General features: G+C 50.9%; 20 protein-coding genes. 12 read left to right on the forward strand and 8 right to left on the reverse strand.

Going from position 1 to position 22,509, the window contains the following annotated elements; all coding sequences use genetic code 11:
• Positions 1 to 86: 86 nt before the first annotated feature.
• Positions 87 to 2,888, reverse strand: coding sequence for a putative bifunctional diguanylate cyclase/phosphodiesterase (locus tag ACE419_RS08895; protein WP_435721759.1), 2,802 nt, complete (start codon positions 2,886 to 2,888; stop codon positions 87 to 89).
• A 290-nt stretch (positions 2,889 to 3,178) separates the two neighbouring features.
• On the opposite strand from ACE419_RS08895, the gene ACE419_RS08900 reads away from it, so the two are divergent.
• The gene (locus tag ACE419_RS08900; protein WP_435721760.1) at positions 3,179 to 3,829 is read left to right on the forward strand and encodes a recombinase family protein; all 651 of its coding nucleotides are present in this window, start codon (positions 3,179 to 3,181) and stop codon (positions 3,827 to 3,829) included.
• A gap of 107 nt (positions 3,830 to 3,936) precedes the next feature.
• Here ACE419_RS08900 and ACE419_RS08905 read toward each other — a convergent pair whose 3' ends face one another.
• The 4 genes from ACE419_RS08905 to ACE419_RS08920 form a co-directional block, all read right to left on the reverse strand.
• On the reverse strand, positions 3,937 to 4,974 hold the full coding sequence (locus ACE419_RS08905) for a methyltransferase domain-containing protein (RefSeq protein WP_435721761.1): 1,038 nt from the start codon (positions 4,972 to 4,974) through the stop codon (positions 3,937 to 3,939).
• Complete coding sequence (locus tag ACE419_RS08910) at positions 4,967 to 5,287, reverse strand: ArsR/SmtB family transcription factor (protein WP_435721762.1); 321 nt, start codon at positions 5,285 to 5,287, stop codon at positions 4,967 to 4,969. Before ACE419_RS08910 ends, ACE419_RS08905 begins: the two co-directional genes overlap by 8 nt.
• A 170-nt stretch (positions 5,288 to 5,457) precedes the next feature.
• On the reverse strand, positions 5,458 to 5,979 hold the full coding sequence (locus tag ACE419_RS08915; RefSeq protein WP_435721763.1) for a MoaF-related domain-containing protein: 522 nt from the start codon (positions 5,977 to 5,979) through the stop codon (positions 5,458 to 5,460).
• A gap of 55 nt (positions 5,980 to 6,034) precedes the next feature.
• Positions 6,035 to 6,667: an NAD(P)-dependent oxidoreductase gene (locus tag ACE419_RS08920; RefSeq protein ID WP_435721764.1), complete on the reverse strand. Its 633-nt coding sequence runs from the start codon at positions 6,665 to 6,667 to the stop codon at positions 6,035 to 6,037.
• 200 nt (positions 6,668 to 6,867) lie between these two features.
• Between ACE419_RS08920 and ACE419_RS08925 the strand changes: the two genes are divergently transcribed.
• Together ACE419_RS08925 and ACE419_RS08930 are read left to right on the forward strand one after the other, a co-directional pair.
• The gene (locus tag ACE419_RS08925) at positions 6,868 to 7,056 is read left to right on the forward strand and encodes a VOC family protein (RefSeq protein ID WP_435721765.1); all 189 of its coding nucleotides are present in this window, start codon (positions 6,868 to 6,870) and stop codon (positions 7,054 to 7,056) included.
• A gap of 48 nt (positions 7,057 to 7,104) precedes the next feature.
• Positions 7,105 to 7,347, forward strand: coding sequence for a hypothetical protein (locus ACE419_RS08930; protein WP_435721766.1), 243 nt, complete (start codon positions 7,105 to 7,107; stop codon positions 7,345 to 7,347).
• A 152-nt stretch (positions 7,348 to 7,499) separates the two neighbouring features.
• Here the strand turns inward: ACE419_RS08930 and ACE419_RS08935 are convergent, their stop codons facing one another.
• Positions 7,500 to 7,745: a hypothetical protein gene (locus ACE419_RS08935; RefSeq protein ID WP_432646995.1), complete on the reverse strand. Its 246-nt coding sequence runs from the start codon at positions 7,743 to 7,745 to the stop codon at positions 7,500 to 7,502.
• Between the two features lie 777 nt (positions 7,746 to 8,522).
• Between ACE419_RS08935 and ACE419_RS08940 the strand changes: the two genes are divergently transcribed.
• From ACE419_RS08940 to ACE419_RS08970, 7 genes are all read left to right on the forward strand, one after another.
• Positions 8,523 to 10,010 carry a hypothetical protein gene (locus ACE419_RS08940; protein WP_435721767.1) on the forward strand — a complete coding sequence of 496 codons (1,488 nt, stop codon included), beginning with the start codon at positions 8,523 to 8,525 and terminating at the stop codon, positions 10,008 to 10,010.
• Positions 10,011 to 10,085: 75 nt separating this feature from the next.
• On the forward strand, positions 10,086 to 11,654 hold the full coding sequence (locus ACE419_RS08945; protein WP_435721768.1) for a type I restriction-modification system subunit M: 1,569 nt from the start codon (positions 10,086 to 10,088) through the stop codon (positions 11,652 to 11,654).
• Positions 11,655 to 11,664: 10 nt separating this feature from the next.
• The gene (locus tag ACE419_RS08950) at positions 11,665 to 12,918 is read left to right on the forward strand and encodes a restriction endonuclease subunit S (RefSeq protein ID WP_435721769.1); all 1,254 of its coding nucleotides are present in this window, start codon (positions 11,665 to 11,667) and stop codon (positions 12,916 to 12,918) included.
• Positions 12,919 to 12,940: 22 nt separating this feature from the next.
• Positions 12,941 to 13,321 carry a hypothetical protein gene (locus ACE419_RS08955; protein ID WP_435721770.1) on the forward strand — a complete coding sequence of 127 codons (381 nt, stop codon included), beginning with the start codon at positions 12,941 to 12,943 and terminating at the stop codon, positions 13,319 to 13,321.
• The gene (locus tag ACE419_RS08960; RefSeq protein ID WP_435721771.1) at positions 13,321 to 16,350 is read left to right on the forward strand and encodes a type I restriction endonuclease subunit R, EcoR124 family; all 3,030 of its coding nucleotides are present in this window, start codon (positions 13,321 to 13,323) and stop codon (positions 16,348 to 16,350) included. The genes ACE419_RS08955 and ACE419_RS08960 overlap by 1 nt, the downstream gene beginning before the upstream one ends.
• 111 nt (positions 16,351 to 16,461) lie before the next feature.
• Complete coding sequence (locus ACE419_RS08965; protein WP_432647916.1) at positions 16,462 to 16,944, forward strand: pyridoxamine 5'-phosphate oxidase family protein; 483 nt, start codon at positions 16,462 to 16,464, stop codon at positions 16,942 to 16,944.
• A gap of 140 nt (positions 16,945 to 17,084) precedes the next feature.
• Entirely contained in the window at positions 17,085 to 18,743 is a 1,659-nt protein-coding gene (locus ACE419_RS08970; protein WP_435721772.1) for a [FeFe] hydrogenase, group A, read from the forward strand.
• A gap of 204 nt (positions 18,744 to 18,947) precedes the next feature.
• On the opposite strand, the gene ACE419_RS08975 is transcribed toward ACE419_RS08970, so the two are convergent.
• Entirely contained in the window at positions 18,948 to 19,823 is an 876-nt protein-coding gene (locus ACE419_RS08975) for a Na+/H+ antiporter NhaC family protein (RefSeq protein WP_435721773.1), read from the reverse strand.
• Positions 19,824 to 20,084: 261 nt separating this feature from the next.
• Complete coding sequence (locus tag ACE419_RS08980) at positions 20,085 to 20,153, reverse strand: putative holin-like toxin (RefSeq protein ID WP_435721808.1); 69 nt, start codon at positions 20,151 to 20,153, stop codon at positions 20,085 to 20,087.
• A gap of 121 nt (positions 20,154 to 20,274) precedes the next feature.
• Between ACE419_RS08980 and ACE419_RS08985 the strand changes: the two genes are divergently transcribed.
• On the forward strand, positions 20,275 to 20,550 hold the full coding sequence (locus ACE419_RS08985) for a helix-turn-helix domain-containing protein (RefSeq protein WP_435721774.1): 276 nt from the start codon (positions 20,275 to 20,277) through the stop codon (positions 20,548 to 20,550).
• A 582-nt stretch (positions 20,551 to 21,132) separates the two neighbouring features.
• Positions 21,133 to 22,413: a replication initiation protein gene (locus ACE419_RS08990; protein WP_435721775.1), complete on the forward strand. Its 1,281-nt coding sequence runs from the start codon at positions 21,133 to 21,135 to the stop codon at positions 22,411 to 22,413.
• The last annotated feature ends 96 nt before the right edge of the window (positions 22,414 to 22,509 follow it).

The raw sequence follows: 22,509 nt of genomic DNA on the forward strand, positions 1-22,509 counted from the left end.
GCTCCAAAAGTCAAAACGGCCGTGAAAAAGTCCAGTGCTGGACTTTTTCACGGCCGTTCTATTTCATAGGATAAGATGCACTGCTGTCAAATATTGGCGCGGCTGTTTTCCTGTGACAGCCACAGGAGAAGGTGTTTTTCCTGCCGATTGAGCAATTTTGTTGTCAGGATGATGAAATTTCCCTTGTACGGATAGGCGAATTTTTGACTTTCGCCGACAGATAATTTTTGCAGCTGACGCTCTAAAAATTTTCTTTGCGGGGAGTCCGTTCTGCTCAAGAGCTGTTCCAAAGCAGCCATGGACAGCTGCGTCGTAGCGAAGGTCAGCTGCTCATAAGCCTTGTTCCAATAGAGGAAACGGCACTGGCCTTTCTTTTCTTCCAGAATGGCAAACGGGTCTTTCAGAGGATAGAGCAGTTGGCCTGCAGCATGGTAAAATGCGGCATCTTCGCTGCATTCCGTCGTAATCTCTTTAGCGGCAAGATTTTTTCTGGCTTCAGCAAGCGGCAGGGGCTTGCCGAAATACCAGCCCTGTATTTTCTCGCAGCCAATCGCCCGCAGGAAATCGTAATGTTCCTGCGTCTCGCAGCCTTCGGCCAGTGTCTCGATGCCGATCTGTTTGGCCATGGCCACGGTGGAATACAGGATGCTCTTGGCTTTTTCAGACATGGACGAAAGGAACTTCATATCGAGCTTGATGACATCGAAGTCAAAGTCCTTGAGCGAATTCAAATTGGAATAGCCGCTGCCAAAATCGTCCATCCAGACCTGGAGGCCGGCGTCGTGGAACCGCTTGATTTCCTTATGCATCTTTTCTTCGTTGCCGGTCAGGATGCTCTCAGTGATTTCAATGTGCAGCATCGCATGCGGCACCTGGTAATTGGCTGCCGCTTCGGTGATGATTTCGCACATATCGGCCTGCATGATGTCAATTCGCGACAGATTGAAGGAGATTGGCACGACGGGACGGCCGGCATCGACATCTTCCCGATACTGCCGGCAGATTTCGCGGATGACATACGTATCGACAGCCGTGATCTGGTGGCTCTGCTCGAGAATCGGGATGAAGCGGAACGGCGGCAAAAAGCCAAGTTCTTTGCTGTGCCAGCGGACGAGGGCCTCATAGCCTGCAAGCTCGCCCGTCAGAGCGCGGATGACGGGCTGATAATAGACCTCGAATTCCTTTTCCTGCAGGGCTTTGTCGAGGTGCTCGCGGATAAAACGCTGGTCGAGAAGCTGCTGGCGAAGTTCGTCGTCATAATAGCGGATATGGCGGTCAACGTCATCATGGATGCTGTCGGCGGCCATCTTGGCTGCATCGGTGATTTCGGCAATGGACCTGTTGCTGTCTTTGCGAATGCCGTAAATGCCGGCTTTGACGTCGATGCGTGCAGCTCTGCCGAGCAGCGAAATCCTGCGGTTGGCCGCCTTGAGCTTTTCCTGCAGGCCATCGGCGCGGGTCAGCAGGCAGAAGTTGTCGTTGCTGAAGCGGGCCACCAAAGCATCATCGTAAACATCCTGCAGGACTTTGGCCGTTTCCTTCAGCAGCATATCACCCGCTGCATAGCCATTTTCCGCATTGAAGAATTTCATGCCGACAATATTGTAGAAGACGCAGATTGGCTGTCTGCCGCTTTTCTGCAGCTTCTCGATGACTTTATCGGCCAGTTTTTGGAAATGAAATTGATTCGGCAGCAGCGTCAGGCTGTCAAAAAATTCGAGGTCGTATTCCCTGCCGCGAAGCAGCGCTGCCGGCGTGCCGTTCCAGTCGATTTTGGCGGCGCGGATGACGAGTTTATTGTTCGCAGCCTGATTCGTGATGACAGTACTTCGATTTTCGAGCAGCTCAGGCAGGCTGATGGCTGGATGTTTGAAAAACTCCTGATAACTGAGACCGGAACGGAACGCACCGGAGATGCCCAAAAGCCTGCGGAAGGCCTTGTTGCACATGAAAACCTCGGAGCTGTCCTTCGCAACGACGGAAAGCGCTTCATCACTGTCATTGATGACATGATGCAGGGCAATCTCATCGCCGCGCTGCTTGTAATAAGCATTTGTGTAAAAGCCGGCCAGACCTGCGAGCAGCAGCATCAGCAGAAGTTCCATGAGCAGTTCGTTTCTGGTAATCCAGCCGCCTTTCCATTCTGCGGACAAGCGCCATCTGCCGTTTGCAAAGGCAAAGTCAGCAGAGACAGGCTGGAAAAGTGCCTGCGAAGAAGATTCCAGAATGACTTCCTGTTTACCCGTTACATTGCTCTCATGGCTGAGCTTATAGTCATAAAGGCGGCTTTCCGCATCCATATCGATGACGTTCAGAACTTCTGGATAACGGAGGATGATGTTGGCATATCCCCAGAATTTTTTCGTGCCCTGTTCATCATACAAATAGATTGGCTTCGAGATAACACAGGCACGGATGCCGATGGACATTTCATACGGACCGTATATGGTCGGCTGGCCAACCTCTTTTGTATAGTCCACATCTGCCTTATATTTGATATAAAGATCGCGATTGAGCAGGCTCTCAGCGCCCTGCAGCGGATAAAGATAGCGAATGACACCCTGCGGTGCCAGCTCGATGAAGGCGATGGCCGGGTCATTGTACTGTGCGAGCAGTTTCTCCGAGATCCGGTCGTACTTTTTGGGGTCAATCTCGCCGTTATCCGCCATGACCAGAGTCATCCAGTCATCGGTGATGCTGATGTAGCGGTCGAATACGCTCTTGAGCTGATAATTCGCCACCGAGGTGATGCGGTATGAGACATTCGCCTTGCGGATGCTGACCAGATAGAAATTGAATCCTCCGATAACCAGTGCCGCGATGAGAGCCGTCAGCAGAGAGTTTCGGACGATCACCTTCTTCGGCCCGATATGTATGTGTATCTTCATGATATAATTTCCCCTAAGGATGCTCTTGCATCAACCGTCCTCCCCGACATAGACGGTCTTTTTATACTTGTATTCTATTATAACGAAACGTTTTTGACTTTGCTATAAGAAATGAAGCAGTATAGCAAAAAAATAAATGCTCAGCCCCCGCTGGACAAGGCTCGCGGGCTTCCTTGAAGGTCTGTTTTTTTTGCGGTATAATATCCATAAACATTATGACACGATTTTATGAACATATACGCTTTCGTTTATATTTTTGAATCCATGGCAGGAATTGTGAGGTGCTTTCTTTGGCAGAATCGAGGATTTACGGCTACGCGCGCGTGTCGACGCTGAATCAGAATTTGGACCGTCAGGTCGATGTGCTGAAGCGTTATGTGCCGGATGAGCGCAATATCATTACAGAAAAGCGGACGGGCAAAAATTTTGACCGTCCGGCGTACCGCGCACTGCGCGACACGATGCTTCGCGCGGGCGATACGCTCTACGTCGAAGACCTTGACCGTCTCGGCCGCAACAAAAAGGCCATCAAGGACGAACTTGAGCATTACCGTCAGAGCGGCATCATCGTCCGCGTGCTCGACGTGCCGACGACGCTCGTCGACTTTTCGCAGTACGGCACCCTGCAGCGTTCCATCATGGACATGGTCAACAACATCCTGATTGAAGTCCTCGGCACGCTGGCCGAGCAGGAGCTGACCATCAAGAAAAAACGGCAGCGCGAGGGCATCGAGGCCGCCAAGGCCCGCGGCAAGCACCTCGGCCGGCCGGCCCTGCCGCTGCCGGACAATTGGCATGAAGTCTACGGCGAGTGGCGCCGCAAAGAAATCACCGCCAAACTCGCCATGGAACGCATGGGCCTCAAACGAACTCATTTTTATATGCTGGTCAAGAAGCAAAAAAATCTTGATGCGAAAAATGAAGCAGCAGCAGTACAGTAAAAGCAAATCGCAACGGACAAAAAGGGCGCACCTTCAAAAGATGCGCCCTTTTCGCCTGTTCGTTGTCAGGAATATATAAGAAGATACAGCATTTTTCCGCCAGCATATTAGCAGCATCCGCCATCATTGCTGTTGGATGTTTCAGCAGCCGAAGCGTCGAATGCTCCGAAATGTACAGAGCGGTCTCCGTGGATGGTAAAGGCAGAGCTGAAACGAGTTTCTTCGAGCATCGAAGCCAGATTGCCGCTGACCAGCATAGGCTTTCCAGTAACGAAATGGTTGTACATGTCGAAATCATAAGCATGCGGGTGATTCGGTATGGTGCCGTTATAGACAGCTACCTGACCATAATCCTCACAGGCATCTTCAAGGCTGGAAAGCTTAAAGGCCCGTACGGTACGCTCAGAGAAATGGGCAAAGCCGACTTTCTGCTCAATTTCTTCATTGCCAAGGGCAAAATCACGAATGTTCATATACACGAAATCCATGAACCCGGCTTTTCGCAGCAGGCGGCGAAAATCTTCATAATACATGGCACCGCTGATGCATTCTCCATGCAGGACAGGGTCAGCATAAAGCTTTGCAGGAATGCGCCGGTCCGTGAATACGTCCGAGAAATAAAGCTCTCCGCCTGGTTTAAGCACGCGCCAGATTTCCTTAAATACTTCTTCTTTGTAGGGAGAAAGGTTAATGACGCAGTTAGAGATCACGATATCCACAGAATTATCTTCTATGCCGAGGCTCTTCAAGTCCTCGATGTAACCCTTCTTGAATACCACATTCGACTTCTGGTAGCCAAATCGTTTGTACTGGTCTTCTTTGTGGCGAAGAGCTATATCCAGCTGCTCCTGCGTCATATCCACGCCAATGACATGGCCATTTTCGCCTACCAGTTTGGAAGCGACGTATACGTCACGGCCAGTGCCGCAGCCCAAATCCAGAACTGTCATCCCGTCCAGCAGGTCGGGAATCGGAGAACCACAGCCATAGTAGTGGGTGACGATTTCATCGTCTACTAAGGCCAATGCTTCCTTCACCTGCTTTGGCAGTGCGCTCCCGCAGCAGCAGGCCTTGGTTTTCAGGTCTTTCGTTCCATCCAGTACTTTCCCATAATATTTTTTGACGTTTTCAACGATTTCATTCATGTTCTTTTCCTCCAGATTCACAACAGTCACATGGATTGTCTGACGTTATACCAAGGCCAACAAAAAAATTGCCAAATAGGCGAAGGTTATTCTTATTCAGCGAATAATAATGCCATTTCCCATCCTTACGATCTTGAACCAACCCGCATGCACAAAGAATGCGCATGTGATGAGATAAGGTAGGCTGTGTAATCGCAAAACATTCCAGTAAATGGCAGGCACACTTCTCACCATTCACCAGCTGCTGGAGAATCTCCAGACGAATAGGACTTCCCAGTGCTTTGCATATATTTATAATCATCATTGTATCCATAAAAAATGCTCCTTATATAGATGATCGTCTATATAAGGAGCATAACACTCACATAGATGATTGTCAATATGTTGGCTTATACTAAAGAAAAAATTACATATTTAGCTTGATAAGCCACGCAGATGTGTCCTTTTTGTCTGCCCGTCGGCAGAAATATAGAGGAAGATGTATTATTTTTTATCGACGAGTTTGAAGCTGCCCTTATGGAAGATGCTCGCACGATTGCCGCGCTCGCCCTCTTTGTTCCAGGTCATGTAGGCATAGGCCTTATGCGTCTTGAAGTTCAGGATCTGCGAGACGACGATGCCCTTGCTCTCAACCCAGTTGATGCTGTAAATGTCCGTGCCGACTTTCTGGACTTCATAATGCTCTTTGTCGGACTTGGCAAGCGTCAGGCTGCTTGTCGGGGTCCACTGCAGGACGCCGACTTCCGGATAGTCGATGTTGAACTGGAAGCCGCTGTCGTAATGTACGGCCACGGTCTTGCCATCCACGCGCTTGAAGAAATCCTGTTTCTGCTTTTCGGCTTCGGCAGCGGCCGCGATCTTGCTTTGCTCGATGGCAGCCTGAGTAGCATTGACCTGCTTGGCCGACGGCTCCGCATTCGTGGCGCTGACATCGGCTGCCGCGCAGATGCTGCTGAAGGAAAGGGCTACGAGCATGGTTGCTAAAATTCGTTTTGTCTTATTCATGGTGATTCCTCCTGCTAAATCGTATCCGTAACAAACTCAAAATGCCGAAACCGACTTACTCGGCCACGACGGAAATGCGCTCTTGGACATGGCTGCCTTTTTCGATCTCATCGATCATGGCGATGGCGTAGTCGGCATAGGAGATGACGGATTCGCCCTTGCCGTTCGTATGGAACTCCTCGCCGCCGAGGATGTATTTGCCCGTGCGTGCGCCATCTGCCTGAAAGTCAGCAGCGGGGCTCACATACGTCCATTTGACATCCGTGCGCTTGCGCAGCTCGGCAAGGGCTGCGGCCATGCCGTTGGCGACGGGCTTATAGGCATCCGGGAAATCCGGCGCATCGACGAGCTGGACTTTGTGCTCTTTGTCGAGATAAAGGGAGCCGGCACCGCCGACGATGAGCAGGCGCGTATTAGTGCCTGTGAGGAGGTCGGCAAGATGCTGCGACGTCGTCGTATGCAGGCCCATCGATTCCGGTGCCCACGTGCCAAACGCATCGACCACAGCGTCAAAGCTCTGCAGGTCTTCCTTCGTCAGCTCAAGGATGCCTTTCTTGCGGTAATCCTTGGCTTCGGTATTATTTTCATCATGGCGGCCAAACGCCGTGACTTCGATGCCGTGGTTCACGGCCTCGGCGATGATCTTGCGGGCTACACGGCCATTAGCGGCAACAACTGCGATTTTCATGGGAATTCCTCCTCGTGTATGTCAAATTCGTTAATACTTACCTTACAGGTATATTATATAAAAATGACATACAGCCAACAAGAACGCAATTTGACTTTCCTTAGTATGAAATGCTTGCGTATTGGCGCTGTACAAGAGAAAAATATTTTAGTAAAATTTGTATGAATATGAAACATTCATCGCAGGGGAAGGTGCTTATCATGAAAATCGAACACGCAGCCATGTATGTAAAAGACCTCGAAGCCGCGAAGAAGTTCTTCGTCGACTACCTCGGGGGCAGAGCCAACGACGGCTACGAAGTCATCAGCGGCCCGCGCACCACAGGCGACGGCTACTACGAAAGTTGCGTCCTCGGCATTGAAGGGAATCAGATTGAATTGACGGTCTGATGGCCATGCCTAAAAATTTTATATCCTTCGCAGAATGGGAGGGCTATCATGAAAAGTTTAAAGAACTTTAAAAAGGAACAGATGAAGGATCCAGAATTTGCGAAAGCATATAGAGACATTGAACCAGAGATGAATTTTATCCGGGCACTGGTAGATGCTCGAACCGGACAAAATCTAACAGAGCTTCCCAATAAGGAGACGCTGCAGGCCATGCAGGACGTCCTGCATGGAAAAAATCTCAGTCGGACTTATGATTCAGCAGATGAGGTAATGAGGGACCTAAACGATTGAGCCCTATTACAGTAAGCAAACAATGCCCAACGCATGATCATGTGCGTTGGGCATTGTTTGTATCTTGCTTATCTGGTCCGTACACCCAGTACATACGCATGGCGCGGTTCGTTTTATTTTCAAGATAGGAAACGAATAGCAAAATGCATACATTAGAACTCCGTCAGATCAATCGGTGCAGAAACGCTGCCTGCCTTGTAATTCCGGATGGACTCATCCATCATGGCAAGAGATTTTTTGGAGATTTCCTTGGGAACTACCAGTTCACGAGGTTCTAAAACAATGCAGCCGTTTTCATATTCTTTCACCTGATAATACTCGTACTTAGCTTTGCGAAGCGTTAAACGATGCTTGGCGTCAAGATGAGCAGTGTAATCGACAACAACAGAAGCGTCCATAGTGATTCCTCCTTTTCGTGGGATATCCCACAGCCTTATAGTTTTATGATAAGGCAAATAAAGTATTTTGGCAAGCAGAAGTTTATAGGGACGGATTGTGATCAAACTTTTTCTTTTCTCATGAAAAATAGGGGCATGCACCGGCGATTTTGCTGAAAATCGCTTGTTTTACCAAGAAATGAGGACGTGATTGGCGGCCATTTCCACCTTTTGCGGGTGGATCTGGTCACAATCCGTCCTCATTTCGTTATATGTCGTTTTTGTTTCGACCTTGACTGACAACACGTCAAAATGTTATATTAATAGCAGACACAACGTCATGTCCGTGCCATAGAAAAGGGCACCCCTTCACTACCAATGTCGGGGCGCCCTTCTATGAGCACAGCTCGCATCTTGACTACCAATCTCGGTGCGACGCTCTCATCGGAAGAAAGGGTTCCGATAAGATGACTGCAACTTTCATGCCTCTATTTTAGCAAAAGCCGACTAAAATAACAAGTCGGCTGAGGTGTGAAATCCCAAAAAATGCTGCAAAAAGCTACGAAAAGACACGATTTGACGCGATTCGATACGCCAGGAAGGCTTTTGCAGCAGGGGAAGAGCTCGTGACCAGAGGATGCCAAAAAGCATCCCTCGTCCGGACCAGCTGTTTTTAGCAGGTCCGCGAAAAGTCAGATGTCACGGCCTGCAGATTCTTATCCGCCAAGTGGAGCCTGTCCGATGAGGACAGGCTTTTTTGATGCACGAAGTCAAAAAACACGAAGCGGAGGGAAATATATGAATTTCACCAAAGTACGCCGTTCGAAGGCCAGAAAGATGAACACGCGGGACCGTCAGCTTAGGGACTGGCAGCAAAAGTCGGACTATCTAAGCAATCATTATATCGGGGTCTCGCCCCTGACTTTTTACGTGTCGCTGGGCTTTGCCGATGTTTCCGACGAATTTTCGCTCTGCACGATGAACGCCAAGGCCCCTGCAGGGCAGCGCCTGAAAAAATACTGCGACATCATCGACATGCTGGCCGACTCGTACGGCCGCGATGATGCCTACGTCTATCCGGCGTTTTACCTCAATTCGTATCCGAAGGAAATTCTGCTGCATTCGCTCCGCTGTCTCTATCTCGACCTCGACTACGTCACGGCTGCCAGTCTGCGCCGGCTCTGCGAACATGATTTCTACGGCCATCGTCCAACTTTTCTCGTCAACTCCGGCAACGGCGTACACCTCGTCTACGTTTTGTCCGATTCCCTGACGACCTGCCGCGAGACGAAGGAGCAGCTCAGCACGATTCACAGAAAGCTCCTGCAGGCTTTCGCCAAACACAGATTCAAGGCCGACATGAACACGGGGCTTTCGCATGCCTACCGCGTCGTCAGCAGCAAAACGAAGCTCGGTCAGCGCTGTACAGCCTACCGCATCGGCGGTACGCATGATATTGCCGACTTGGCTGCGTCCGTTGGCATGGTCTGGAACGATACGAATCCTTCCTATTATAAAAGCGAGCAAACCTATGAAAAAAATGCGGTCCGCAAAAGTCAGCAAAATCAGGAATCGGCACGGTGCCGTCAAAATCCCCATGCCCTGTACGACTGCATGCTGCGCGGCATCGAGGAAAAGACCGTCGAGGGGCATCGCTACACGTCGCTTTTCGCGCTGACCTGTGCCGGCTACAAGTGCCACGTCTCCATGAAAAAAGTCCGTCAGGATGTCCTGTACTTAGCAAACCGCCTGCATCTGCCGCTTTACGAGGCCGAACACGCCCTTGAAGCCTGCGACGAAAAGAAAGCCCTCACGGTGCGGGCCGTGACGCTTGAATCATGGCTCGGCTGGAAATTCGCGCGCGCGAAAAAACGCAACGGCCGCACGCGTCAGGAGCACCTAGCATGGGTTGCCGAAGTCCGCACGGCCATCAGCCGCAGCCGCGTTTGGCAGTACCTGCAGTCCGACCCGCAGGCCTCGATTGCCGGCATCGCACGCAAACTTCGCATGGGCCGCAACACCGTCGCCAAATACGTGCACGAAAAATGGCAGCAGATTGCCGCAGAAGCCGCCGCCGCTGTCCGCGAAGCCGTCAATCTCAGGGAAGAGGAACTTGAAAAAGAGACGGCTTCAACGCTCCTGCAGTCGGCCCGCAAACTGCCTGCTTCATTCATTCCGTCTATACGTGCCCCTTGGGGCGAGCTCTGCTCCGCTTCTTCAGCAGGCGAAGCAAAAAGAGAAGCTCCACGAAGGAACTTGCTTAGTCCGGTTGTTTCCCTCACGTGATCTCCCTGACTCGCCCGCTCCCTCCTTTTACATGGTATAATAAGGCTATAATAATACGAAGCAGGGGGAAATGGCATGGCATCACAGGAACTGAATCAGGCACTGTGGAACGCGGCGGACGTGATGCGCGGCAGCATGAGTGCGGATGAATACAAGAACTATCTATTGGGGCTGGTCTTTTACAAGTATCTGTCGGACCGGCAGCTTTATGCTGTGGTCGACAATCTCGAGGATCGGAAGCCCGCGAGCCTTGACGAAGCGCAGGATATCTACGCAGCTGCTAAAAGCGGCGAGGACTGGGAGGATCTTGTCGGGGAGCTGACGGAGAGCTATGGCTTTGCGATTGCGCCGGAGTATACGTTCACGGCACTTTACCGCGAGATCAACGACCATGCCTTTACGACGGACCATCTGCGTCAGGCCATGCGCGACATCGAGCAGGGGGGCGAGGCCATCAACGGGCACAAGCCTTACGAGGATCTCTTTGAGGACTTTGACATCGACAGCAAGAGCCTTGGCACGACGCCGGCGAAGCGCAACGACATGCTCTCAAGCGTCATGAAGGAGCTTGCGCATCTCGACTTTACGAAATACGGCTCCGATGCTCTCGGCGATGCTTACGAGTATCTCATTGGCCAGTTTGCCGCAGGTTCGGGCAAGAAAGCCGGCGAATTTTACACGCCGCAGGCCGTTTCGACGCTGATCACGCGCATCGTCACCGAAGGCCGCCGCAGCAAGCCCGCCTTTTCCATCTACGATCCCTGCATGGGGTCGGGGTCGCTTTTGCTGCAGGCCCGCAATTTCATGGACGAGGACGTGCGCAAAAATATCCAGTTTTTCGGGCAGGAGCTTTCGCATACGACCTACAACCTCGCGCGCATGAACATGATCCTGCACAATGTGCCGTTCCAGTATCAACACTTCCGCAACGGCGACACACTCGGCCCCGACTGGCCGACTGAGGAACTCACGAATTATGACGCCGTCTGCATGAATCCGCCGTACAGCCAAAAATGGAGCGCCGACAAGGGCTTCCTGACGGACCCGCGCTTCCAGCACTATGAGCGACTCGCGCCGAAGTCGGCCGCCGACTTTGCCTTTCTGCTGCATGGCTTTTACCATCTGCGCACGGACGGCACGATGGGCATCGTCCTGCCTCACGGCGTCCTGTTCCGCGGGGCTGCCGAGGGCACGATCCGCCAGCACCTTTTGGAAGACGGCAGCATCTACGCCGTCATCGGCCTGCCGGCCGGCATTTTCTTCAACACGGGCATCCCGACCTGCGTCATCATCCTCAAAAAAGAACGCGAGGACCGCGACGTGCTCTTTATCGACGCGAGCAAGGAATTCCGCAAGGATAAAGCCCGCAACTTCATGGACCCCGAGCACATCGACAAAATCGTGCAGGCCTACGACAAACGTCAGGACATCGACAAATTCGCCCACCTCGCGAGCTTCGACGAAATCAAAGAAAACGACTACAACCTCAACATCCCGCGCTACGTCGACACCTTCGAGCCCGAGCCGCCGGTCGACCTTGACACCGTATTCAAGGAACTCGCGGACCTCGACAAAAAAGAAGCCGACCTCAATCAAAAGCTCAACGACACCTTTGCCGAGCTGGGCCTTAAATGGAGATTGTGAGGGCAGAGCGATGAAAGAAAAGAAAAACGTGCCGGAGCTGCGGTTTCCGGAGTTTACCAGTGCTTGGGAACAGTGTAAACTGGGGGATATTGTTAAATTAAACGGTCGAATTGGATTTCGAGGTTACACTGCGAAAGATATAATCACTAAGGAAGAAGGTGGAATATTAGCTTTTAGTCCAACCAATATTGTTAACAACAAAATTAATTTGAATGTCCGAAACACTTACATTACATGCGAAAAATATGAAGAATCTCCAGAAATAAAAATTTCAAATGGTGATATTTTGTTCGTTAAAACGGGATCGACTTTAGGAAAAAGTGCTTTAGTGACAGGGATTTCAGAACCTGCATCAATAAATCCTCAGGTTGTAGTTATGCGAACTTCACAAAAATTTAGAAGTTTTTTGGCTTATGAGCTAATTTCGGATAACGTACAAAGGCAGATTACTGCAGTCAAAATTGGTGGGGCAGTCCCAACACTCACGGAGTCTGAAATTAAATATTTTAATATTTGGATGCCTGTGTCTGAAGATGAATCTTATAAAATTGGTATGTTTTTTTCGCTCTTTGACAAGTTCATGACTCATTATCAACGTAAGGAAAATCTTCTAAAAGAACTCAAGAAAGGCATGCTGCAGAAGATTTTCTCGCAGGAACTCCGCTTCAAAGGCGACAATGGCCAAGACTTTCCAGACTGGGAAGAGAAGACTTTTGGTGATGTATTCGATTCTATGGAATACGGAATGAATGCATCGGCCGTTGATTATGATGGAAAACATAAATATATACGAATTACAGATATAGATGATGCTACGCATAAATATATTGATGATGCACCGGTATCACCAAGCGGCGAAATTCAGGAACATTATGCAGTTAAAGAAGGAGATATTCTTTTTGCGAGAACTGGAGCAAGCGTCGGAAAATCGTATATTTATGACAAGAATGATGGCGAACTTTACTTTGCAGGATTTTTGATTAGAGGATCAGTAAAAAAAGAATATAGTCCATATTTTATATTCTTGCAGACCGTATCAGAAAGCTATTTTCACTGGGTAAAGATTACATCAATGCGTACAGGACAACCGGGGATTAACAGTAAAGAATATAAGTCATTTAAATTTTCATGTCCTTCTTTACCCGAACAGAAAAAGATTGCCGACTATTTCACGCATTTAGATGCCTTAATCACCGCCGAGCAGGAGAAGCTTTCTTCCCTGCAGCAGATGAAAAAGGGCTTTTTGCAGAAGATGTTCGTTTGACCAAATATGAGGGGGCATAAAAATGAGATTAGCGGATATTTGCGATGCACAACGCACGTTGGAAGATGCCAGAAAGAGACCGGTTACGGCGAATCATTTGCTTTCGGAAATGGGGTATTTTGAACTGTATCCGGACAGCAGCCTTGACGAGATGAACAATACCGATGGCATGCCGGTCAATACGTTCAGCTTGATGTTCGAGGTTGAGGAAGAAAATGTTGTCGAAGGGCTGTTTGGCATTGCCGTGACTCTTCGTTATGCTGACGGCCAGAAGCGTGTATTTGACCTCAGAGAGATGGGCGAAGTGCCGGCTTTGGTCGAGAGTTATATGTTTACGCTGACGGACCCTGAGGATAAGGATATCGAGGACGATTTTGACTTTGGATTTGGTGGGGACGACTAATGGCAGAAAAAGAAGCGGCGATGGAAGAAGCCCTGATCCGGCAGCTCACGCAGGATGTCTCGCAGTGGGTGTATCGGCCCGACATTCATACGGAGGAGGAGCTTTGGGCGAATTTCCGCGCGAAGCTCGATGCGAATAATATGGCCGTGCTCGACGGCGCGAAGCTGACGGATGTCGAGTTTGGCCGCGTGCAGCAGTTCGTGCTTGATCAGGCGCAGACGCCGTACCGTGCGGCACTTTGGCTGGCTGGCGAAAATGGCGAGGCCGTGATTCCCCTCGAACGTGAGGATGCTTCTTTAGGCTCCGTACACCTGATGGCCGTGAGCTCGCGCGAAATCGCGGGGGCGAGGTCGAGCTATGAAGTCATCAACCAATTTATCGCGAACAAGTCGGACGCAGAGGACCGCAAGCGCCGTTTTGACGTGACGCTCTTAATTAACGGCATCCCGATGATCCAGATTGAGCTCAAGAATCAGGACCATCCTTATATGGATGCGTTTCGTCAGATCAAAAAATACAGCATCGAGGACAAGTACTGCGGACTTTTCGGCATGGTGCAGATGTACGTCGTGACGAATGGCTCTGACACGCGCTATATTGCGGCCGCGCAGGGCGAAAAGCTCAACGAGACGTTTTTGACGCCTTGGGTCAATGCGAAAAATGAGCCCGTCGAACACTACCTTGACTTTGCGCGCGAGGTCCTGCGCATCCCGATGGCTCATCAGATGGTCGGACAGTACGCCGTGCTCGACGCCGAACGCCGCAAAGTCATTTTGCTGCGGCCATATCAGGTCCATGCCATCGAGGCCGTCAAGGCGGCGTCGGCGCAGGGGCAGTCGGGCTTTGTCTGGCATACGACGGGCAGCGGCAAGACGCTGACTTCCTACACCGTCGCAAAAAATCTGCTGCTCATTCCTGGCATCGACAAGACGATTTTTCTCATCGACCGCCGCGACCTCGACCAGCAGACTTCGCTTTCCTTCAAGGCCTATGCCGAAAACGACATCATCGACGTCGACGACACGGCGAACGCCGGCGAGCTCGTCAAGAAGCTCTACAGCAACGATAGAATCGTCATCGTCACGACCATCCAGAAAATGGAGATTGTCCGAAAACGCTATACGAATGAGGCCAAGAAGGACAGTCCCAAAGCCAAAAAGCTCCGGAGCCTGCGTCTCGCGTTCGTCGTCGACGAATGTCACAGGACCGTCACGCCCGAGACACAGCGCGATCTCAAGAAGTTTTTTGCCAAGTCGCTCTGGTACGGCTTCACGGGCACGCCGATTTTTGAAGAGAACAAACGCGCCCGCAAGGGCGACCTCGCGCGCACGACCGAGGGACTTTTCGGGCCGTGCCTGCACAATTACACGATTAAAGAAGCCCTCGCGAATCATGCCGTGCTGGGCTTCCAGATCGAGTATAAAGATTCTCTTTCCCACGACCAGATTTTTGATATTGGCGCACAGCTCCATGTCGGCACGACGGATGAACTTGCTGGCAAGGATTTCATCGTGGCCGAGGAAAAGGTGCTCGGGGCGTATTACAAGGTCAAGAGCGAGGATATTTACGATACGGACGAGCACAGGCTTGGCGTGATCAACTATATTGTCAACAAGGCCGCCGGCAAATTCCGGCTGCAGGCCGCTTCGAAGGGCGATGCCTACGAGGCCATTTTGACCGTGCCGTCGATCCCGATTGCGCAGAGATATTATAGGCTCATCAAGGATTTTGTCAAAGAGGGGCATGTGTCCGACAAAATCAAGGCCAAGGCCGTCGACTTTCCGCGCGTGGCCATCACCTACACCGTGACGGAAAATGACGAGGGCTCCATCGAGAGTCAGCAGGCCATGAAGGAATCGCTGCGCGACTACAACGCGATGTTTGGAACGAATTTCCACATTGATGACCTCAGTGCCTACAATGCGAACCTCAATGACCGGCTCGCACGCAAGAAAGGGCAGTACAAGCTCCGGAAAGAGCAGCTCGACCTTGTCATCGTTGTGGACAGACTGCTGACGGGCTTTGATGCACCGCCGTGTGCGCTGCTCTTTGTTGATCGGCCGCCAATGGCACCGCAGAACCTCATTCAGGCCTTTTCGCGCACGAACCGCATCTACGACAAGAGCAAACGCTTTGGCATGATCGTCATTTTCCAGCGTGCTGCTGAGTACCGCAAGGCTGTCGACGATGCCCTGCTGCTTTATTCCAACGGCGGCACGAGCGACGTCAGCGCGCCGCCGTTTGCCGTGATTGAAAAGGCTTTCAAGGAGGCCCTCGCGAAGCTGCGCAAAATCGCAGCCGAGCCGCAGAAAGTCGATACCCTTGGCGACATTGAGCTCAAGAAAAAATTTGCCAAGGCCTTCCAGAAAGTCGACAAACTGCGCGGCGAGATTCAGGTTTACGACGAATTTGAGGAAAAGGACCTGTCCGACTACGGCATTTCGGAAAATGAACTCAACGACTATACGGGAAAATACCAGAATGTCCTTGAGGAATTGCGCCACAAGACGGAGACGGAGGACATCGACGTCGATGTCGAATACGAGCTTGAGACGGTTACGAGCGTGACCATCGACTACCGCTACATCGTTGCGCTGATTCAGAAATACGTGCCCGACGACGATGTGCTCGTGGCTGCGCCGGTCGAGGATCAGCGCATTGACGAACACATCGAGGCACTTAGTCGGACGAATCCGCAGCTCGCCGGCGTCATTGGGAATTTCTGGTCCGACATGAAGGCCCAGCCGGCCAAATACCGCGGGCAGGACGCCATGACCGTCATCGAGACGCAGATCGAGTCCATCATCAAAAAGCGCATTGAGGACTTCGCACGCGAATGGTCCACGAAAGTCAACGACATCATCGCCATCCTGCACACCTATCACGACGGCGACACCGTCACCATGAGCATGGACTACGACGACTACAAGAAAAATCACGAGGGCGTCAGCAAACTCAAATACAAACGCCGCGCCAAAGAGGCCGTCATCGACCTCATCAAAAAAATCCGGCCGCTGCGGGAGAAATAACAAAGAACACAATCAAGCGTGGCTGGAAAAACATGATTTTCCCAACCATGCCGATAATGCCTACACAGGCGGACAAACAGGTAATACGGATTAAGGGAGGTATTGATTCATATGGATGAATTTCGTACGATGAGAAGGTTCAAACAGCAGCTCAATCCAGAAGAGTGCATTGAGATTCTTAAAACTGAACCGCGTGGTATTTTGTCCATGCAGGGAGAGCAGGACTATCCTTATGCGATCCCGCTGGATCAGTTCTATGATGAGGATGACGGAAAGTTGTATTTTCACTGCGCTAAGCAGGGATTGAAGCTGGATCTCATTGCGAAGAATCCGAAAGTATGCTTCGCCATCATGGATAAAGGCTTTGTCAAAGAGGGAGATTGGGCTCTTAACATACGAAGTGTTCTGTGCTTTGGCAGAATTGAAATTCTGGAAGATCACGACAAGATACTTGAACAGTGTCGGAAACTGGCCAGAAAGTTTTACCCTACGGAGGAATCCATTGAGCATGAAATCGCTGCTGCTGGAAGCCGGGTAAACATGCTCGTGATGACCATAGACAGGATGACTGGCAAACTGGTTAATGAGTCATAGGAATCGCTGACGTGCAGGCAAATTCTGTCTATGTGCTATAAAACGGCAGGAAAACGCTTTTCCTTGCAGAATACGGTAAATATAAGCTATCAGTCTTTTCGGAAAATATTTATCTAACGGAAGCCATGGAGGAGAGTGTCATGAGCAAACATTTATCACCAGAAATCCGTGTGCCGATTGAGCCGGGGAACCCGGCGATCCTGCGCAGGGAGGATCTCTGCATCCGCTGCGGGCAGTGCCGCGACGCCTGCCGGGACCAGATCGGCGTGCTCGGTTATTATGATTTGGAGAAGACGGGGGATGTCCCCATCTGCATCCACTGCGGGCAGTGCGCGAACGTCTGCCCCGTGGATTCCATCATCGAGACGCCGGAGTGGGAGGCGGTGCGGCAGGCCGTGGCTGACCCTGATAAAATCGTCGTGGTCAATACCTCGCCATCCGTGCGCGTTTCTTTGGGCGAAGAATTCGGCCTGCCGGACGGCAGTTTCGTGCAGGGGAAGATGGTCGCGCTGCTGAAGGCCCTGGGCGTGGACTACGTGCTCGACACGAACTTTGCGGCCGATATGACGATCATGGAAGAGGCCAGCGAGCTCGTGGAGCGCGTCACCAAAAAGACGGGGCCGCTGCCACAGTTCACGTCCTGCTGCCCTGCGTGGGTGAAGTTCGCGGAGACGTATTATCCGGAGATGCTGCCGCACATTTCTTCGGCGAAGAGCCCGATCGGCATGCAGGGGCCGACGGTCAAGACGTACTTTGCGAAAAAAATGGGCCTTGACCCGCGCAAAATCGTCAATGTGGCGTTTACGCCGTGCACGGCCAAGAAGTTTGAGATTCGCCGGACGGAAATGGCGGCGGCCGGCAAGTATCTGGGCATTCCGGAGCTTCGGGACATGGACCACGTTATCACGACGAGGGAAGTCGCCGCTTGGGCAAAGTCGGCCGGTCTTGATTTGTCGGCCCTTGAGGACCAGCCCTACGACTCCCTGATGGGTGAGGCTTCCGGCGCCGGCGTCATTTTCGGCAATACAGGCGGCGTCATGGAAGCGGCCCTGCGCACGGCGTATTACCTCGTCACGGGCCACAATGCACCGAAAGATTTTTACGAGTTGGAGCCAGTGCGCGGCCTCGACGGCCTCAGGGAAGCCACGGTACAGATGGGGAACCTTTCGCTCAAAGTCGCTGTTTTGTTTGGAACGGAGCATGTCAGGGAGTTCCTGACAAACCATGCGGATAAGATGAAAGAATACACCTTCATCGAAGTCATGACCTGCCCCGGCGGCTGCATCGGCGGCGGCGGACAGCCAAAAGGCACGCAGCAGAAGGGCAAAGCCCTGCTCGCCAAACGCATTGAGGGCCTTTATAAGCGCGATGCGTCCCTGCCGAACCGCAACAGCCACGAGAATCAGGAACTTTTGACTTTGTACAGGGAGTTCTACGGCAAACCGCTGAGCCCGCTCGCCGAAGAAATCCTGCATACGAAATATACCGACCGCAGCGAAACACTTGGCGAACCCGTGGCCAAATACCAGAAGCCAAGGGAAAAAGCCGCAGCCAGCGACTACGAAGAAGTGACTAAGCCTGGGGCAAAAGTCCGGAAATGGAAATGCCGCGTCTGCGGCTACATCTTTGAAGGCGAAGAGCCGCCAGCAGAATGCCCGCTCTGCCACAAGGACAGCAGCTACTTCGACGAAATTAAGAAATGGAAGTGTCGTGTCTGCGGTTACGAATGCGAAGGCGTAGAACCGCCGGCCGAGTGCCCGCTCTGTCATATGGACAGCAGCTACTTCGACGAAGTTTGATTTTTAGAGAACGAAAGGCATGTGCATCGAGCGACGATGTACATGCCTTTTTGTCGTGTAATGGGAATGAGTTTTTATAGTACACTTTAAAAACTATACAAAAATAGAAGTTTTTAAAGTATACTATAAAAACTTCTTACGGGCAATGCTGATGCTTGACGGCAAAAAACGATCACCTCATGAATTGATGAGATGATAGTTTTTTTATTGGGCATGTTTTGTTTTTATCTGCGTGTACAGCCAGCTCCAAAGGGGCTGCAGGTAGAGGTAGACGGCAGCAGCGATGCCCCATGATGAGGCGCCGAGGGCTGCTAACGGTACGGCGGAAGCCACGCTCCAAGGCAGCAGGGCTGCGAGTACGATGGTCGTATCTTCAAGGGCCAAGGCCATTTCCTGTTCGTTATCGTAAAGGTCGCGGCAGAGCTCATGCACCATGATGGACGAAAGCGTCTGGTTGCAGGCAATGGCGACGGATGCAAGCGAGACGGCAATCGTGCAGCCAAACGTCGTGAGCAGGCGGGCAAGACGGTGGATGCCAGATTTGACGCCGTCGAGCAGGTCCGTTTTTTCGAAAATTCCTGCGTAAGAGCACGAAAGCGCGACGAGCACGGCAGGCTGTGCCATGGAGAGCAGGCCGCCGCCGTTGAGCATCGCCGCGAGCTCGGGGTCCGTGGTTTCGTAGCCCGTGAGCAGCATGGGCAGCAGCGTCATCATGTCCATGCCCTGTACGAAAAGGCAGAGCCCGATGGCCGCCGCAATGCTGACGAGCATTGTTTTCCAGACGGCAATGCGCAGCACGGACATGACGATGACGGCCAAAGCCGGCAGCAGAACAGGCCAAGTGAGGACGAAATCCTGCTGAAATCTCGCGAGAATGCCGATGAGCACCATGCGGATTGTACGGATCCCCTGCCACGACAAGGACAGAAGTTCCCTGACCGACAAACGGCGATATCGTCCATACGAGAAAAAGACCACATAGCCAAAGGCCAGAGCGTACAGGACCGAAACATGAAAAAACAGGCAGAGCACCAGCCCTGCCGCAAAAAGCCCTAAAGGAAGAAAAGAAGGATATTTCATCTGGATGCAGGCGGGACAGCCAACGTCCCGTCAACGTCACCTCGCTTTCCTATGCAGCGTAGTTTATAGTCTTCATTATAACAAAGCGGCATCCTGCGAAAAGCTAAAAAAGAGTACTCGCTGAACCGAATTATTGCTATTGCAGGCAATTTTGGCCTGTGCTAAAATATAGACATAGGAAAACCGGCGGGTGGAATCGCCGGTGTCCCTTCAATTTTGAGTTGAGGACACGACTTTTCTCTAGGTGACTGTACTTGACTCTTACTTAAGGATCGTTACGATCAGCGTTGCGAAAGCTATCAGCAGGGATAGTTCTTCGTAAAGGCTCATACGCACGCCCCCTTTCGCAGAGAAAGGGCAGCCAGCTCCGCCGGCATACAATAGTATACCATGGAGCTGGCTATTTTTCTATTTTGAACTGCTATCTTTGTAGTTTGTAGGAGGCACAACCATGAGAACGTGGGATGATTATAAAACGCATGTCAAATCAGTCAGCGAGGAAGAACGCCGTAATATGGAAGAAATTGAAGAAGTAGCCGATATCGTCTCTTCTATCATTCGCCGGCGTCAAGAGCTCGGCATCAGTCAGCGCATGCTGGCTGAACGCTGCGGACTGCCGCAGTCGTCGGTTGCCCGCATTGAGACCCTTAAGACGACGCCAAAGCTGGATACGCTCGTCAAGCTCATGCAGGCAATTAACTTGAAACTTCAGGTTGCTGCCGTCTAAAAAAGATGTGCCAGCTTAGCGACTCTTCGCATGATGTTTCGGAGGGTGATGACTAGTCGGACTCAAAAATAAGAGAAATTGAAGATTGAACAATAACAGGGGGAAGCGAAGCGAGGGGGCTCTCCCCTGTTGTTGTTATTATATGTAACATATGTATATATATGTCGGAGCGCTGGAAGCTAGTAATGGCGCGGGTTTCAGGACCTAACTTATGAAAAAATTGCGGTCATCCTATGAAAAATTTGCGGTAAAGTTATGAAAAAATTGCGGTCGAACCTATGAAAGATTTGCGGTTCTATCCTCGAAGCTATGAAAAATTTGCGGTTGTCCGGATGAGCTTTGAAATCTAAGATAATCCGACTATTATCTGACTATTGTCCGACTGTGAAATAAAAAAAAAGATGTGATAACCTATGAAAAAAATGCGTCAGCCCATAAAAAATATTCGGTGCCTCTTTGAACCTATGAAAAATTTGCGGTATCAGTGTCGCAGATAAAGATCTTCAGGATATTGCCATGAAACTATGAAAGCCTTGAAAAGTTTCATAGCTTCAGGTAGAATATCTTTAAGAGGTGAAAGCGATGGCTGATACAGTGATTAAGAAAGTTGACGAACGTGCCTTAGTTCGTCAATCAAATGAGCTAGTCGAAGCAAATTACAAGCTCACATTGGCAGAACAAAAGGTAATCCTGAATTTTATTGCCCAAATCGATACCACAAGAGAAAATTTTACGGTGAACCGTATCAATGCAAAGTCCCTGTCAGATGCGTGCGGCTTCAATGCCAAGTCCGGATATTGGCAATTGCAGGATGTCATAAAGAAGCTTTTGACGCGTTCTATTATCCTGCAGCATCGCGATGGCTCGGGGTGGTATGGCTCCCATTGGGTTCAGTCGTGTGAGTATGTCACGGGAAAAGATGGAGATAGCGACTGTGCCTATGTCGAGTTTAAACTCGATGAACGGCTTTGTCCTCATTTTCTGCAGCTTCGGGAACGATTCTTAAAGTCCGACTTAAAAAGCTTAATCGCATTTTCGCATGTCTATAGTACTCGCTTCTATATGATTTTCAAAAATCGGATCAAGATAGGACATGCACGATTTACATTTCAGGAGTTATGTAAGATACTGGAGCTGCCACAGTCTTATCAGAAGAAGACGACGGATCTGAAAAGTCGGGTCATCAAAGTCGCTGTTGAGGAAATCAATGAGAAAGCAGACATCACGGTAGAATATGCTTATTACAAGCAAGGGGGGCGGGCTCATGTCGGTGTTGACTTTACCTTCTATGAAAAGTCGAAGCAAAAGGCAGTGCCTATTTCAGAACGTCCTGCTCAGTCTGAGGAACTTGATGACGAAGCGCAGAAGATGCTGGCTCGTTTGATGAATCCTGACCGCTGGAATGTCACGGAGAAGATGGCGCGGCAGCTCATCAAGGATTATCCGCTTTCTTTGCTGGACGCGAATCTTCGCTATGCTTATAAGTACCGCAAGAACAAAACGTCCTTAGGCGGATGGCTGATTTCCTGCATCCGCAACGATGAGGCCGGAAGGGAGCAGGCGCGCGTCGCGGCGAAGAAGGCGGAGGAAAAGCGGCAGCATGAGAAAGCAGCGGAAGCAGCGGATCTCAAGCATGGCATTTTTGCGGAGCCGGATGAAGCCGCGAAACGCGTGGAAACGACATACGAGATCCTCGACAACGCCGTCAAAGAATCGAATGAGCTGGGCACATACACGATTCTGCAGGTGAAAAAATATTTGTCGGATGGCATGGATGAGAAAGCAGAAAAACTCCTGCAGATGCATCAGCTGACGCTCTCGGCGTTCCGAGAGAAGTACCTGCCGGAAGATAAAAGTAAATGAATTGGCCAAGGATAATGGTCTGGCGTTCTGAGTTGGATTGCTTGACGAAACTTATTTATATCCTTACAGCTCCGCATTTTTGCGGGGCTTTTTTGT

Source organism: Mitsuokella apri, assembly GCF_047974105.1.
GTDB lineage: Bacteria > Bacillota > Negativicutes > Selenomonadales > Selenomonadaceae > Mitsuokella.

Excerpts from the sequence above, each read along its gene's own strand:
- ACE419_RS08895 (WP_435721759.1), bottom strand. The coding sequence starts at position 2,888 with ATGAAGATACACATACATATCGGGCCGAAGAAGGTGATCGTCCGAAAC.
- ACE419_RS08905 (WP_435721761.1), bottom strand. The coding sequence starts at position 4,974 with ATGAATGAAATCGTTGAAAACGTCAAAAAATATTATGGGAAAGTACTG.
- ACE419_RS08910 (WP_435721762.1), bottom strand. The coding sequence starts at position 5,287 with ATGGATACAATGATGATTATAAATATATGCAAAGCACTGGGAAGTCCT.
- ACE419_RS08915 (WP_435721763.1), bottom strand. The coding sequence starts at position 5,979 with ATGAATAAGACAAAACGAATTTTAGCAACCATGCTCGTAGCCCTTTCC.
- ACE419_RS08920 (WP_435721764.1), bottom strand. The coding sequence starts at position 6,667 with ATGAAAATCGCAGTTGTTGCCGCTAATGGCCGTGTAGCCCGCAAGATC.
- ACE419_RS08925 (WP_435721765.1), top strand. The coding sequence starts at position 6,868 with ATGAAAATCGAACACGCAGCCATGTATGTAAAAGACCTCGAAGCCGCG.
- ACE419_RS08930 (WP_435721766.1), top strand. The coding sequence starts at position 7,105 with ATGAAAAGTTTAAAGAACTTTAAAAAGGAACAGATGAAGGATCCAGAA.
- ACE419_RS08935 (WP_432646995.1), bottom strand. The coding sequence starts at position 7,745 with ATGGACGCTTCTGTTGTTGTCGATTACACTGCTCATCTTGACGCCAAG.
- ACE419_RS08940 (WP_435721767.1), top strand. The coding sequence starts at position 8,523 with ATGAATTTCACCAAAGTACGCCGTTCGAAGGCCAGAAAGATGAACACG.
- ACE419_RS08945 (WP_435721768.1), top strand. The coding sequence starts at position 10,086 with ATGGCATCACAGGAACTGAATCAGGCACTGTGGAACGCGGCGGACGTG.
- ACE419_RS08950 (WP_435721769.1), top strand. The coding sequence starts at position 11,665 with ATGAAAGAAAAGAAAAACGTGCCGGAGCTGCGGTTTCCGGAGTTTACC.
- ACE419_RS08955 (WP_435721770.1), top strand. The coding sequence starts at position 12,941 with ATGAGATTAGCGGATATTTGCGATGCACAACGCACGTTGGAAGATGCC.
- ACE419_RS08960 (WP_435721771.1), top strand. The coding sequence starts at position 13,321 with ATGGCAGAAAAAGAAGCGGCGATGGAAGAAGCCCTGATCCGGCAGCTC.
- ACE419_RS08965 (WP_432647916.1), top strand. The coding sequence starts at position 16,462 with ATGGATGAATTTCGTACGATGAGAAGGTTCAAACAGCAGCTCAATCCA.
- ACE419_RS08970 (WP_435721772.1), top strand. The coding sequence starts at position 17,085 with ATGAGCAAACATTTATCACCAGAAATCCGTGTGCCGATTGAGCCGGGG.
- ACE419_RS08975 (WP_435721773.1), bottom strand. The coding sequence starts at position 19,823 with ATGAAATATCCTTCTTTTCTTCCTTTAGGGCTTTTTGCGGCAGGGCTG.
- ACE419_RS08985 (WP_435721774.1), top strand. The coding sequence starts at position 20,275 with ATGAGAACGTGGGATGATTATAAAACGCATGTCAAATCAGTCAGCGAG.
- ACE419_RS08990 (WP_435721775.1), top strand. The coding sequence starts at position 21,133 with ATGGCTGATACAGTGATTAAGAAAGTTGACGAACGTGCCTTAGTTCGT.